This is a genomic window from Denitratisoma sp. DHT3, assembly GCF_007833355.1.
Taxonomy (GTDB): domain Bacteria; phylum Pseudomonadota; class Gammaproteobacteria; order Burkholderiales; family Rhodocyclaceae; genus Denitratisoma.
Genome location: NZ_CP020914.1, coordinates 2,043,775 through 2,057,340 on the forward strand (window position 1 = coordinate 2,043,775; position 13,566 = coordinate 2,057,340).

Consider the following 13,566-nt stretch of genomic DNA (forward strand, 5'->3'; position numbering starts at 1 on the left):
ATGCAGGCAAGCCGTGCCATCGCCGCCGTGCCTGCTGGTGCGGGCGAAGACGCTGCCGTCGTCATCGAGGGCGTGGACAAGCATTTCGGCGACATAAAGGCTCTGCGGGGCTTGAGCGCGCGCATCCACTATGGGCGGCTGACCGGTCTGGTCGGCCCGGACGGCGCCGGCAAGACGACGCTGATGCGGATTCTGACCGGCCTCCTGGTGCCGAACGCCGGCCACGTCACCTTGGCAGGCTATGACGTGGTCAAGGACAACGACGCCATTCACGTCGCCAGCGGCTACATGCCGCAACGCTTTGGACTGTACGAAGACCTGTCGGTGATGGAGAACATGCGCCTGTATGCGCAGTTGCGCGGCATGGATGCGGACCGCAACGCCGATCTGTTTGCCGAGCTGTTGGACTTCACGCGGCTCGGACCCTTCACCAAACGCCTGGCCGGCAAGCTCTCCGGCGGCATGAAGCAGAAGCTGGGCCTGGCCTGTGCGCTCATGGCGCGGCCGAAGGTGCTGCTGCTGGACGAGCCGGGCGTGGGTGTCGACCCGGTCAGCCGCCTGGACTTGTGGCGCATGGTGCAGGCGCTGACCGATGAAGGCATGGCCGTGGTCTGGTCCACCGCCTATCTCGACGAAGCCGAGCGCTGTGAGAGCGTGCTGCTGCTGAACCAAGGGCAGCTCCTGTTCGAGGGCCCGCCGCAGGAGCTGACCGCGCAGCTCGAAGGCCGCAGTTTCCGTCTGGAAGACGTCGGTGCCGAGCGCCGAGCGGTCCTGACCCAGGCACTCGACCTGCCCAGCGTGAGCGATGGCGTGATCCAGGGCGCCGGCGTGCGCGTGGTGTTGCGCGAGGGCGCTCAAGCGGAGCAGCTCCAGGCCCTGTCCGATCAGGCGCAGGTGCGACTGGCGCAGGTGCCCGCGCGCTTCGAAGACGCCTTCATCGATCTGCTCGGTGGCGGCCCCGGCGGCACTTCGACGCTGGCCGAGCGTCTGCCGCCGGTTGAGCTGGGTTCCGATATTGCCGTGTCGTGCCGAAACCTCACCAAGCGCTTCGGTGAGTTCACCGCCACCGACAACGTCAGCTTCGAGGTGCAAAAGGGCGAAATCTTCGGCCTGCTCGGCCCCAACGGCGCCGGCAAGTCCACCACCTTCAAGATGTTGTGCGGCCTGTTGAAACCCACTGCTGGCGAAGCGCATGTGGTGGGCCATGATCTGCGCCGCGCCACCGGCGCAGCCAAGAGCCGGCTCGGCTACATGGCGCAGAAGTTTTCGCTCTACGGCCTGCTCTCGGTGCAGCAGAACCTGGAATTCTCGGCCGGCGTCTACGGACTGGAAGGCAACACCCGGCGCGAGCGCATTGCCGAGATGATCGAAACCTTCGATCTGGGCGACTGGTTGTCCGCCACGCCCGATTCCCTGCCGCTGGGACATAAGCAGCGCCTGGCCTTGGCTTGTTCGCTGATGCACCGGCCGCCCGTGCTGTTCCTGGATGAGCCCACTTCGGGCGTGGACCCGATCACCCGGCGCGAATTCTGGACCCACATCAACGGACTGGCCCGCAAGGGCGTGACCATCATGGTCACCACCCACTTCATGGACGAGGCCGAATACTGCGACCGCGTGGCCATGCTCTCGCGTGCGCAACTGATCGCGCTGGATACGCCCGACGCGCTCAAACGTTCGGCGGTCAGCCCCGAACGGCCCGACCCGACGATGGAGGACGCCTTCATCCACCTGGTGGAGTCGTCAGACCGCGAGCTGGAGGCCGCCACATGAACGGCGCCACAATGCACAAAGACGGAAGTGACTCCCTGCAGACCGACTTGCGCCATTTTGATCTACGGCGCTTGATCGCCCTGGTGACCAAGGAAAGCTACCAGGCGCTGCGCGACCCCTCGACGCTGCTGATCGCGTTCGTGCTCCCGGTGGTGTTGCTGCTGCTGTTCGCCTATGCGGTGTCGCTGGATGCGAAGGATGTCCGTGTCGGCGTGGTCCTGGAGTCGCCCGGCGCATCGGCACAGTCGCTGGCCGCAGCGTTTTCGGGCACTCGCTTCCTGAATACGCACTTCGCCCATGACCGGCGCGAAGTAGCCGACCAACTGGTCTCAGGCGACCTGCGCGGCTACGTGGTGATCCCGCAGGATTTCGAGCAGCGTCTGGCCCTCCGTGGCAGCGAGCCGCTGGTGCAGATCGTCACCGATGGCTCCTACCCCAATACCGCCAACTACGTCGAGAACTACGCCCGTGGCGTGGTCCAGTCCTGGCGTGCCGGACTGGACGTCGGAGCACCGGCGCAGTCCATCATGCTGGAGCCGCGCTACTGGTTCAACCCCGAACTGGAAAGCCGACGCGCACTGATTCCCGGCGCCATCGCCATCGTCATGACCATCATCGGCACCATGCTGACTGCACTGGTGGTGGCGCGTGAATGGGAGCGCGGCACCATGGAGGCAGTGCTGTCCACGCCGGCCTCGGTGGCCGAAATCCTGATCGGCAAGCTGCTGCCGTACTTCGCGCTCGGCATGCTGTCCACGCTGGGCGCATCGGCGCTGGCGGTGTTCGTGTTCGGCGTCCCGATGCGCGGCTCCTTGCTGTCCCTGTTGCTCTTGTCGGCGGTGTTCATGGTGCCGGCGCTGGGTCAGGGTCTGCTGATCTCGTCGCTGGCACGCAACCAGTTCCTGGCCGCGCAGATCGCGCTGTTCACGGGCTTCCTGCCGGCCTTCATGTTGTCGGGCTTTCTGTACGAGATCGACGCCATGCCGGCACCGATCCGCGCCATCACCTTGGTGGTTCCGGCGCGCTACTTCGTCGATTCGCTGAAGACGGTGTTCCTGGCCGGCGACATCTGGGCCGTGTTCCTGCCCAACCTGGCGGCCATGGCGGCGATCGGGGTGCTGTTCTTCGTGATCGCCAAGCGCGCCACGCGCAAGAACTTGGAGTGACGCGATGTTGACTTCCGCATTCTCGTTCACCCGCCTGCGCGCCCAGTTCATCAAGGAAGTGCTCAGCGTCCTGCGCGATCCGCGCAGCCGCATGGTGGTGTTCGTGCCGCCGATCCTGCAGTTGCTAGTGTTCGCCTTTGCCGCGACGCTGGAAGTGCGCAACGTCGATATCGCCGTCTACGATCAGGATGCGGGGCGGTGGTCGCACGAGTTGGTACAGCGACTGGACAGCGCCCGCTTCATCACCCACGTCCGGCATGTCGACAGCCAGCAGCAGCTCCACGAGCTGATCGACCGTGGCGAGGTGATCGCCGCGCTCGCCATCCCGGTGGATTTCTCGCGCTCCATCGCGGCCGGCGAAAGTGGCCGCGCGCAGGTACTGGTCGATGGCCGGCGCAGCAACTCCGGGCAGATCACCGTGGCCTATCTGTCCACCATCGCCGCCGATGTCGGCGCCGAGGTCGTGCCCGACGCTCAGGCACCAACGCCCGTGGTCGTGCGCCACTGGTTCAACCCGAATCTGGTCTACCGCTGGTTCATCGTGCCCGGGCTGACGGGCATCCTGGCGCTGTTCAGCTCGCTCTTGATCACCTCGTTGTCGATCGCGCGCGAGCGCGAGCTGGGCACCTTCGACCAGTTGCTGGTGTCGCCCACCTCGACGCCCGAGATCATCATCTCCAAGTCGCTGCCGGCACTCGCAATTGGCACCGGGCTGGGCCTGTTCATGATCAGCGCGGGCGTCTTCCTGTTCGGCATCCCATTTACGGGCTCGTTTGCACTCCTGCTTGCCAGCCTGGTGCTGTTCATCGCCTCGGTGGTCGGCATCGGTCTGATGATTTCCGCGGTCAGCATGACGCAGCAGCAGGCCATCCTGGGGGCGTTCGCCGTCGGCGTGCCGGCGGTGCTGATGTCAGGTTTTGCGACGCCTGTGGAAAACATGCCCGTCGTTCTGCAATGGCTGGCTCAGGCCATTCCGCTGACCCATTTCCTCATCATCGTCGAAGGCAGCTTTCTCAAGGCCATGCCGCCCGGTGACATTCTCGCCAGCCTGTGGCCGCTGGCGATCATCGCCCTCGCCACGCTGACGATGGCCACCGTATTCGTCCGAGGACGCCTGCAATGAAATCCAAGACCCGCACTCCCTTTCTTCGCGCAACCGTCACCGGCCTGACCCCTGGGCGCGTGCGTCCGGTCGCGCTGGCCCTGTCGTGCGTGCTGCTGACTGCCTGCGCAACCGTGGGCCCCGACTACCGCGAGCCGCCGCCGGTCGACGTCGGCAGCGGCTGGACCTTGCCGTTGGCAAGTGAATCCCAGTCCGCAGACTTGAGCCAATGGTGGTCTGCACTGGACGATCCAGTCCTCGATCGCCTGATGGCCACAGCGCTGGCACAGAACCTGGATCTGCGCCAGGCTGCGGCACGCATCGATGAGGCACGCGCCCTGCGCGAACGTGTGGCCGGCGAGGCACTGCCCACCGCCGCCGCAGGCGCGAGCGTCAACCGGCGCCGTCAAAGCGAGAACGGCCCCTTGCCCGTAGGCTCCATCCCCGGTCTTGACGCCACGCAGACCATCTACGACGCGGGCTTCGACGCGGCCTGGGAGGCCGACTTGTTCGGGGCCAAGCGGCGCGCCCTGGAAGGCGCCAGCGCCCGCCTGCAGGCGACCGAAGCCGAGGCACAGGGCGTACGCATGCGTATCGTGGCCGAGGTCGCGCGCACCTGGTTCACCGCCGTCGGCGCCCGCTACGAGTTGCACGCACAACGCGCCACGCTGGATACGCTGCAGCAGACCTTTGAATTGGTGCGCCTGCGGCACGCGCTGGGCGACGCGTCGGCCGCCGACGTGGAGGCGGCGTACGCCCAATGGACAGCAGTCAACGCGCTCATCCCGGATATCCAGGCGCGCCAGCGCACCGCGGTGCTCAGCCTGGGCGTGCTGCTGGGCGCACCGCCGGAGCGGGAGCTGGCACTGCTTGATGGCCCCTTGACGCCGAGCACGCTGCGGGCACTGCCGGTGGGCGAGCGCGCAGATATGCTGCGCCGACGTCCTGACGTGCTGGCTGCGGAACGTCGCCTCGCAGCGAGTTCTGCCGACATCGGCGTGGCCACGGCCGAGTTGTTCCCCAAACTCTCCATCGGTGTCGGCGGCGGGTTTCAGGCGCTCAGTACGGGCGATTGGTTCGATGCATCCAGCTCGCGTTTTTCCATCCTGCCGCTGATTTCCTGGCGCCTGTTCGACGGTGGCCGTGTGCGAGCCGAAATTCGGGCACGCGAGGCGGCCGAGCGGCAGGCCGCGCTGGCCTATGAGCAGGCCGTGCTGACGGCGCTGGGCGACGCCGAGCGCGCGCTGGGCGACTACCACGGCGGGCTGGACACACTGGAACGCCGCGGCATGGCACTGGATGCCGCGCGCACAACCTACGGCCACACCAGGACGCGCTACGCGGCGGGCGACATCGCGCTGGTCGAACTGCTGGCTGCCCAGCGCAGCCTGCATGAGGCCGAAACCGCAGCCGCGCGGGCACATACCAACGCCGCCGTGCAATTGGTGGCGCTGTACAAGGCCCTTGGCGGTGGCTGGGACGTATCCACGACGGCATCGACCGCAACCCATCCGCTGCGGGGCGCTGCCGCCCCCGTCGCGTTTTCAAGCCGCTGACTCAACACAAGGAGACCGTCATGCAAATCAACGTTGGACGGCTCGACCGCATTGTGCGCGTCGTCATCGGACTGGTTCTCCTCAGTCTCCCATTGTGGCTGGACTCATCCTGGCGTTGGCTGGGACTCATTGGATTCATGCCTCTCATCACAGGGCTGGCTGGCCGCTGCCCAGGCTACCGCCTGTTCGGCCTGAGCACCTGCCCGATGCAAGAGAAGAAGCCGGAGTGAACATCCCATGAAGCTGAGTTTTCTGGGTGCGGCACGCGAAGTCACGGGCTCGTGTTTTCTGGTGGAAGCTGCCAACGCCCGCCTCCTGGTGGAATGCGGCATGGTGCAAGGCGGGCGAGAGGCACCGACGCGTAACCGCAAGCCATTCGAGTTCGATCCGGCATCCGTCGCGAATGGGGAGTCGCGCGCGAAGGCGCTGGAACTGCTTACGGCGCTCGATGTGCAACACCGGGCTCGCGCCATGCCCTCGCAACTCTCCGGTGGCGAGCAGCAACGGGTCGCCATCGCATGCGGATTGGTCAATCGCCCGCCGGTGATCCTGGCCGATGAGCGCACCGCGCCTCTCGACAGCGAGCGCGCCATTGCTGTGATCCGCATCCTCAATGACATGGCCCGGAAGTTCGAGACCGCCATCATCGTCGTCACCCATGACGAAAAGATCATCCCCACATTCAAGCGCATCTACCACATCCGCGATGGCGTGACCCATGGAGACGCCGGTGAAGGGCGGGGGTTTGAATGACCTTGCAAATAAGGGAGGAGGCACCATGACGGACGACAGCATGAATCGTTTCGAGCAGGAGCATCTCAAGCGGTGGTGGGAAACCACGCGCCACTACCTGTTCGCGGATATGAAAAGTCTGCTTGGAACCGCCGCCGCGGCCGAGGATCGATGGTCGCCTCCGCAGACGGACAGCCGCGGTAGCCGAAAAAGGTTTATTGCCAGAGTGAGAGGCCGGCTCTTGCGCTCAGTCAAGAGCGAGAGGAAAGACGACCCGCTGCGGGAACTGGAGAGCGTATTCCAGCAGCAGATCGCGTTCATCGCCAGGCACCCCGGCGTTCCCCGGCGACTGTTGTCGTGGTTGGCACAGGATGGCGACCCCAGCCTTCAGCGGCGCATCCGGATGCTCATCGCTAACTACGCCACCCGCCTAGCCCGAATCATCGCCCGCGCCAAACAGCAGGGCCTGGTCAGGGTCGACGTGCAACCAAGTGCTGAGGCAATTTCGCTTGTCAGTGTCATCCAGGAACTGGTGCTCCGGACCCCTACCGCGCCGCAGTGGAGGGGGTGGTTCTTGCGGGAGGCCGTCGAGGCCTTCGCCCTATACCGGGCGGGACTGGCTGTCTCTTAGGGGCTGAAGGCAAAAGCGAGTCATGGAGTAATGACTATGCGAGGACCCATGCAGCAGCGCGGATTTCTCATCCGGGCCATGTCCCTGATCGCGGTCGGGTTCGGTCTGCTGACCATCAAGGAAGGCGGCGCGATCCTGTTCGGTGGAGAAGCGGCGCAAGCCTCTGCCGGGAACTTCGTGCCGTTCGTGCTCTGGTTCAACTTTCTGGCCGGCTTCGCCTACGTCATCGCTGGCGCTGGACTGTGGCTGCGGCATCGCTGGGCGGTGTGGCTGGCCGTCGTCATCGCCGCAGCGACTGCATTTGCCCTTGCGGCATTCGGCGCGCACGGCTATGCCGGCGGGGCCTATGAAATGCGCACGGTCATCGCGATGAGCTTCCGAACGCTGGTGTGGGTGGCGATCGCAGCCATTTCCTGGCACGGCCTGTCGCGCGGGCAACCCGCCATATCGGCGAGAGATATGAAATGAACCTGAAGAAGCATCTCGCCACCGTGCTGTGGCTCGGTTTGGCATTGGTCGCCAGCGCCATGGCCGCGCCGCCTTCCCCAGCGCAAGATCATGACGGCGGTGTCGTCATGAGCTTCGTCACGGGGGAGGCACAGGAGGATGGAAATGTATCCGCGGCTCCGGCGATCAGTGACGCGGAATCGCAATGCGGGTCGGCTGGTGCGGCTCACTGGGCGCTGTATCAGCGTCTTAGAGATCGGAGTGTGCCTGCATCGCCGCCCAAGCCGGATTTTTCCGGCGCCGGGCTCCTCAACACCAAGGCTAGCGACGATCTGCAGGAAAAGGCCAAGGAGGTCGCGCAGGCATCAATACAGGCCAGGGGCGGAGGGCGCGGGATGGGCGACGGCCCCGTAGGAAAACCGTGAAGAGCCAAGCAGCCAACCACGGTGCTTTCGAGGTTGGCGCACGTTCGATTGGCCTCAACATCACGCTGCCCCACGAACAGGCACCCAACCCCTACATGTGCCCGGATTTGGCGTTCCGATGCCACTGTTTTGCGCTGCGCAAGATGCACTTCTTGTTGCACGCCAAGGGCTTGGTGGCCTTCCCCGGTGGCTATGGAACGCTCGATGAGCTGTTCGAGGTGCTCGCCTTGATCCAGACCGGAAAGATGCAGCGTATTCCGGTGGTGCTGGTCGGCCGTGCATTTTGGCGTCGCGTAGTTGATTTCGACCTTCTGCTCGACGAAGGCTATGTCTCTCCATCCGATCTCGACTTGTTCACCTGCGTAGACGAAGCAGAGGAAATCGTCAGTGCCCTCGAACGCTTTTACGTCACCAGCGCAGCAGGCGATGGGGCAACATGATTGGCATCGACGGGTATCGCTGGAGCCTGCGCTACACCAAGGTGCAGGCGATGCAGTGCGTCACCTTGTTGATTACGGGTGCATTGTTCAGCCCGATTTCCGCTTTCGGTTCCGAAGTCTCGCTCTCTACAAATACTTCCTCCTGCTCGCCAGAGCAATCCCTGCGCTGGCGGGGCGGCACCCTGCGTCTGGAGAACGACTTGTTCACCGGCTCCGATCGCAACTACACCAACGGTGTCGCGCTAACAGCAGTCTCACGCGATCTGCAAGGCGGGCTCCGTCCGGAGTGCCTGCCCCAGCCGATCGGTTTGTACGCTCGCTTCATCGGCTGGGCCGATCCCGGCTTCTGGGACGATGCCGGCGCCCACTCGTCATCGCAAAACCTCGTTGTGCGCTTTGGCCAAGCCATGTACACGCCCGAGAACAAGACGCGCACCGATGTGATTCCAGATGACCGACCGTACGCTGGTTTGCTCTACCTGGGTTTGGCTTGGAATCGCCGCATCCATCCGCAAGCCGCCAGTTACGAAATGCTTGACGTGCGTGAGTTGACCCTGGGCGTGATCGGCCCCTGGTCGCTGGCCGAACAGTCTCAGGACCTTGTGCACCGGGTACGCGGCATTGAGCGCTTTCGCGGCTGGGACAACCAGTTGCGCAACGAGCCGGCGTTTCAGATGGCCATGGAGCGCAAGTTCAAGCCGTACACGGAGGGTGCGGTCCGCCCTGGATGGGGCAGCGACGTGATCGGCAGCTATGCCCTGCGGGTCGGAAACATCGAAACCGCCGCCAGTACCGGCGTGGAGTTTCGCGCGGGCTGGAACATACCGAACGACTTCGGCAGCTATCCGATTCGCCCTGGCGCGGAGAACCGCCCGCCCTCTGGTGTTGCCGATCTGCGCACGACAACGCCGCAATCGGTCCTGGCGCCCAAACCTGGGGCACATGTCTTCCTGAACCTGGAGGGTAGAGCCGTCGCCTGGGACTTCTCACTCGACGGAAACATGTTCCGGCATAGCCATCATGTCAGCCGGCGGCCTTGGGTCGTGCAAGCAGCTCTCGGCATCAGCAGCCAATGGATCGTTGCTGGACGTGGCGTGCGGCTTGCCGTGATGCGCGTTTGGAGAACCCGCGAGTTCGACCAGCAGGCGGGCCATCATGCATTCGGATCGATCGCGCTGAGTCTGGAATTTTGAGGACACCTGCAACCATTCGTTAGACCCAAAGCATTCGTCACAACATCAATGGAGAAATTCGTGAACCAGCCCTTGAAACCCAGATCGTTCTTCACCGTCTCGCTGTCCGTGCTCTTGGCAACCTTCGCCACGGCACTCGGTGCGCAGTCCGTAGAGGCGGCAAAGCCAATGGCGCTTCGTACCATAATGGAAAGACTCGGGCGCGACATGCAAGCCGTCACGGGCGCGATCTCCAAAGAAGACTGGCCACTGGTCGCCGAGCTAGCACCACGAATCGCCAAGCATGCCGAGCCGCCCATGTCGGAAAAGATGCGCATCCTTGCCTGGCTTGGGGCAGACGCTGGAAAGTTTCGGGGTCTGGATGGACAGGTGCATGAGGCCGCGACCGCCATGGGCGAGGCTGCACAGCGGAATGACGGCCAAGCAGTCATCGCGGCTTTCTCCAAAACCCAGCAAAGCTGCCTAGCCTGCCACCAGAGTTACCGTCGCCCGTTCGTGGAAAAGTTCTATGGAAGCCGCTAGCAAGGGATGGCTACACCTGTTGACGGAAGACTAGCTTCTGTCCAATCAATATACCTCGACGCGTTTCAGGTTCCCAGGAAGCCACCCGTGCAGCGATCACGGGTTCCTGCTTCACCCGCGGCAGCACTCGTTGGATCTGACGTGCATGACTCCCGTATGCATGTGGGTCACCAGCACCAGCGGATAACGCAGCACCTCGTCCAGTGAGATACGTTTGTGCTTGAGCAGCGGATGCCATGCCGGCGCCGCGACCATGAGGGGGGCGCTCCAAAGCGCCTTGGCCACGATGTCGTCACCCACTTCACCAGACTGGGCCCTAGGTCATACAGATCGCCATGCAGCCCCTTGATTTGCTGCGACAGTGACACCTCGAGCAGGCGCAACTCGACGTCGGGCTCCTCCTGCCCGCATAGCGCCAGCAAGGTCGGCAAGCGCGACGGGGTGATGCCATCGGACAGCGTAATGCGTTGCTGACCGTGAAAGCCGTTGGCCGCTCCCCTCACGCTGTCGCGGGCTTGCTGCAAGGCAGTGAAGATGCGCGGCACATGTTGCAGGAATTGCTTGTCCGCCCGCGTCAGCCGCTTGCTGCGACTGCTCCGGCCGCAGTGCTTCAGCAGCGCGGTTACAGGTGGCGATCTCGAATTCGCCGAACATGCCCATCGACAGTTCATCCGGCGCGATGCCCGCTGGCGCGAACTTCAGACGCTGCGCCGCCGCCCGTGTCGACAGACCAAATCGCTCGCCCTCGGGGAGTGACGTAAGACGCCGCGACTGTCTTCCTCGGGTCGCTGCGGCCACAGAAGACTAGCCGAGGCGCGCTGGCGCGAGTGCTCTAGCTAGCCATCCGCCATGATCGCCGCCCGCGTTCAAGCAGCGTTGCAATAACTCCGGACACCATTGCCCGCGTGCTGTGAGCCGGCGACGGCAGCCGCTGCAAGACATGCCGGTCTCATCTCCGCACGCATGCGGCTCCCTACGATCATAAGGACTGGTCACGTCACGAGGGACTGCGCATGAACTTACGTCATCTTCGCTGCTTCATTGCTGTAGCCGAGGAACTGCACTTCGGTCGAGCCGCTAGGCGGCTGCATATAGAACAATCTCCCCTATCACGCACGATCCGCAAGTTGGAGACAACTCTAGGCGTGACGTTGCTCAGTCGCACGCCGCGGGGCGCAACCCTGACTTGGGCAGGGCGAGTCTTCCTCGACGACGCCCGCCGCGTCATGTTGAGCGTTGAGCAGGCAGTGGCCAGCGCGAAGGCTGCTGCCTCCGGTTCTCAGGGCATTTTGCGAATCGCGCTGTCGAGAGACATAGGACGGGCGAGGCTATCAGCACTGCTTGCGCTGTGCCGCGAAGAGTCGCCGCAGGTAAACATCCGGCTCTCCGAAGTACCGCTGACCGAACTCGTGCAGGGGCTGAACGCAGATCTGTTCGACGCCGGCTTTGCAATGGTCAATGAAGTGGAGGACGGGATCATTGCTGAGCCGCTGTGGGCCGACCCCTTGGTAGTGATCCTGCCCGCACGGCACCCGCTTGTAGCCTTCAAGGAAGTGCCGTTGCAGGAAGTGGTGAGCTATCCGCTGGTACTTTGTGATCCACGGGCATGCCAAGGTTGCGGTCGGCAGAGCGAACGACTGTTCCGCTCTGTCGATGTCCAACCGATTGTGGCTGAGTATGCCGCTTCTCACGGGCTGATGCTGACGTTGGTGGCCGCAGGGTACGGGCTAGGTTTTTCCACTGCCGCGCACTTGGCAACTTGCCAGCCGGCGGATGTTGTTGTCCGCCCGTTGGCCGGTCAGAGCGCATCGATAACCACCTATCTGTTACGAACCGAGGGTGGCATGACGGAGCCGTTGCAGCGGTTCATCGAACGCGCCGAACGTATATGTCATCAGGACGCAAGCACATCACGCGCGATCTGACGCGGATCTATCGGAAGGTGCGCGGCTAGTTTTCTCGGATTGCGCGATTCATCTTTGGTCTTGCGACTGACCCGATCGGCATGGCTCATGCGCTGTACTGATTCCAGTTTCGACGCAATTGCTGCGCCCTTCCGTACTCCGGCACTCGCCTGCGGGCTCGCCGCCGCGGTCATTTCACTGACGCGGAACGCATGAGCTTTTGCTGGTTGCAAACCGGCTCATCCCGTTGACGCATTGGCACTTTACGCCGTTGGAATTCCTACGGAAAACTTTGACCAGGTTTCGGGTAAAGCGCGGCACCCATGCTTGACTCCAGGGGAGCGCGACCACCAAGCCGCGTGCCGGTCCAAAGGCAAAGCGCCCGCATCATGGTTGAGGAGTTTCAAGCGTAGCAAGATGTAGTTCGCCCTTGGCCGGCCGTCAGCGCCGATGCAACGCTTCCTTCCACGATCCCGGCCGGCCCTGCGCTTCATCCGGATTTCTGGGCAATCGCCTCGCCCACTTGGGCGGTGCGCGTCTGCCAGAGTTCGATCCGACGATGGGACGCACGCGACATGGAGAAATCGAGTTGCCTTGCCTTTGGCGCCAGGATCTACTACCGCCCGATCGAGGCGGCCGTCCGTTGGGCGGGACTGTTGCGCTTTGAGCCGCGGATTCTGGAAACGCTCGGGCCACGTGCCATGCCTGAGCCGAACGATTTTCCGCGCTGGCCCTTGCTGCGCCTTTTCTCCGAGCGCATCTTCGACGCATTGGCACACGATGAACTTTCTTACGGCAAGGCAGGCATGGCGCAGGAATCTCAGCGCCCCGCACTCGACGATCCTGCGTTGATCGTGCGCCACGTCGCCCTGAAGGCGTGGATGTCGCATTACTACCCCGGTGAGCGGCCTCCATTCCTGTTCGACGGCATCGAGCGCGAACTGCATCCTGCGGTGAGCGTCGCCATGCTGAACGTGTTGCTGGCCGATCGCGAGGCCGCCAAGCTGCAGCTTGCCGAACTCGCACAACTACATGCGGCGCTGAAGGCACAGCACGAAGCGTTGGCGAAGGAGCATGCCATTAGCATTCGTGAGGGCGATACGAGTGAACCGGGCCTGCGCAGCGAATCGACTTACTTGAACATCATTGGCGGCCTGCTGACATTGCTGTTGGGCAAGTCCCCGGCGGGCTCTGCCTACTCGTCCTTCCGCAACATGGATGCGGTGATCAGTGCACTACTGGCCCACCATGAAGGTCGGCCCGGCATCAGCGAGCGGACGCTGTGGAGCAAGCTGGCACAGGCGCGTCGCCACCTGGAGGCATCGCGCTGAGCCTGTAACAGCAGACTGCAATTGCAGTTGCGTGTTATGCAGTTGCAGTGAATCTCGCAGCAGCAGCATATGGAATGCGAGGCACTTTCTGAACAACGCCATCGAGCGTCAAGGAGTGCCTCTCATGTCTTCGCAGACCATCGCGCCGGCCTTGCCGCCCGAGCACCGCATCCTGCGCCGCGCCGAGGTCGAAGCCAAGACCGGCTTCAAGCGCGCGCACATCTACAGCCTGATGAAGGAAGGCAAGTTCCCCAAGGCGCTGCGCCTGGGCGTGCGCGCGGTGGGCTGGGACTCGGTGGAGATCGAACAGTGGATCGCCGATCGCCTCAAAGAACGCGCCTGAC

Annotated in this window: 13 protein-coding genes and 3 pseudogenes; 15 read left to right on the top strand and 1 reads right to left on the bottom strand. The window is 63.7% G+C overall.

Annotated features, from left to right (window positions below; translation table 11 throughout):
* The 12 genes and pseudogenes from B9N43_RS09420 to B9N43_RS09475 all read left to right on the top strand — a co-directional run bounded on the left by B9N43_RS09420 (position 1) and on the right by B9N43_RS09475 (position 9,987).
* Positions 1–1,773, top strand: coding sequence for an ATP-binding cassette domain-containing protein (locus tag B9N43_RS09420; protein ID WP_004255148.1), 1,773 nt, complete (start codon positions 1–3; stop codon positions 1,771–1,773).
* Entirely contained in the window at positions 1,770–2,939 is a 1,170-nt protein-coding gene (locus B9N43_RS09425; protein WP_004255145.1) for an ABC transporter permease, read from the top strand. The genes B9N43_RS09420 and B9N43_RS09425 overlap by 4 nt, the downstream gene beginning before the upstream one ends.
* Before the next feature lie 4 nt (positions 2,940–2,943).
* Positions 2,944–4,062 (top strand): ABC transporter permease, encoded by a 1,119-nt coding sequence (locus tag B9N43_RS09430; RefSeq protein WP_004255143.1) that lies wholly within the window; start codon positions 2,944–2,946, stop codon positions 4,060–4,062.
* Positions 4,059–5,597 carry an efflux transporter outer membrane subunit gene (locus tag B9N43_RS09435; RefSeq protein ID WP_004255142.1) on the top strand — a complete coding sequence of 513 codons (1,539 nt, stop codon included), beginning with the start codon at positions 4,059–4,061 and terminating at the stop codon, positions 5,595–5,597. The genes B9N43_RS09430 and B9N43_RS09435 overlap by 4 nt, the downstream gene beginning before the upstream one ends.
* 20 nt (positions 5,598–5,617) lie before the next feature.
* A complete protein-coding gene (locus B9N43_RS09440; RefSeq protein WP_004255140.1) occupies positions 5,618–5,827 on the top strand; it encodes a DUF2892 domain-containing protein in 210 nt (69 codons plus the stop codon).
* A 160-nt stretch (positions 5,828–5,987) separates the two neighbouring features.
* Positions 5,988–6,350, top strand: a pseudogene (locus B9N43_RS09445) (ATP-binding cassette domain-containing protein); the annotation flags it as partial.
* 25 nt (positions 6,351–6,375) lie between these two features.
* Entirely contained in the window at positions 6,376–6,960 is a 585-nt protein-coding gene (locus tag B9N43_RS09450; RefSeq protein ID WP_062798529.1) for a hypothetical protein, read from the top strand.
* Positions 6,961–7,008: 48 nt separating this feature from the next.
* A complete protein-coding gene (locus B9N43_RS09455; RefSeq protein WP_004255135.1) occupies positions 7,009–7,428 on the top strand; it encodes a hypothetical protein in 420 nt (139 codons plus the stop codon).
* Positions 7,425–7,832 (top strand): hypothetical protein, encoded by a 408-nt coding sequence (locus B9N43_RS09460; RefSeq protein WP_043743379.1) that lies wholly within the window; start codon positions 7,425–7,427, stop codon positions 7,830–7,832. Before B9N43_RS09455 ends, B9N43_RS09460 begins: the two co-directional genes overlap by 4 nt.
* 5 nt (positions 7,833–7,837) lie before the next feature.
* Positions 7,838–8,272: pseudogene (locus tag B9N43_RS09465) on the top strand (LOG family protein); the annotation flags it as partial.
* Entirely contained in the window at positions 8,269–9,465 is a 1,197-nt protein-coding gene (locus B9N43_RS09470; RefSeq protein ID WP_043743378.1) for a lipid A deacylase LpxR family protein, read from the top strand. The pseudogene B9N43_RS09465 and the gene B9N43_RS09470, both read left to right, overlap by 4 nt.
* 48 nt (positions 9,466–9,513) lie before the next feature.
* Entirely contained in the window at positions 9,514–9,987 is a 474-nt protein-coding gene (locus tag B9N43_RS09475) for a cytochrome c (protein ID WP_062798526.1), read from the top strand.
* 76 nt (positions 9,988–10,063) lie between these two features.
* Here B9N43_RS09475 and B9N43_RS09480 read toward each other — a convergent pair.
* Positions 10,064–10,586 (bottom strand): annotated as a pseudogene (locus B9N43_RS09480) (LysR substrate-binding domain-containing protein); the annotation flags it as partial.
* A 414-nt stretch (positions 10,587–11,000) separates the two neighbouring features.
* Between B9N43_RS09480 and B9N43_RS09485 the strand changes: the two are divergent.
* The 3 genes from B9N43_RS09485 to B9N43_RS09495 all read left to right on the top strand — a co-directional run bounded on the left by B9N43_RS09485 (position 11,001) and on the right by B9N43_RS09495 (position 13,565).
* On the top strand, positions 11,001–11,912 hold the full coding sequence (locus tag B9N43_RS09485) for a LysR family transcriptional regulator (RefSeq protein ID WP_145842003.1): 912 nt from the start codon (positions 11,001–11,003) through the stop codon (positions 11,910–11,912).
* Positions 11,913–12,466: 554 nt separating this feature from the next.
* On the top strand, positions 12,467–13,222 hold the full coding sequence (locus B9N43_RS09490) for a hypothetical protein (protein ID WP_062798522.1): 756 nt from the start codon (positions 12,467–12,469) through the stop codon (positions 13,220–13,222).
* 124 nt (positions 13,223–13,346) lie between these two features.
* Positions 13,347–13,565 carry an AlpA family transcriptional regulator gene (locus tag B9N43_RS09495; RefSeq protein WP_004255100.1) on the top strand — a complete coding sequence of 73 codons (219 nt, stop codon included), beginning with the start codon at positions 13,347–13,349 and terminating at the stop codon, positions 13,563–13,565.
* The last annotated feature ends 1 nt before the right edge of the window (position 13,566 follow it).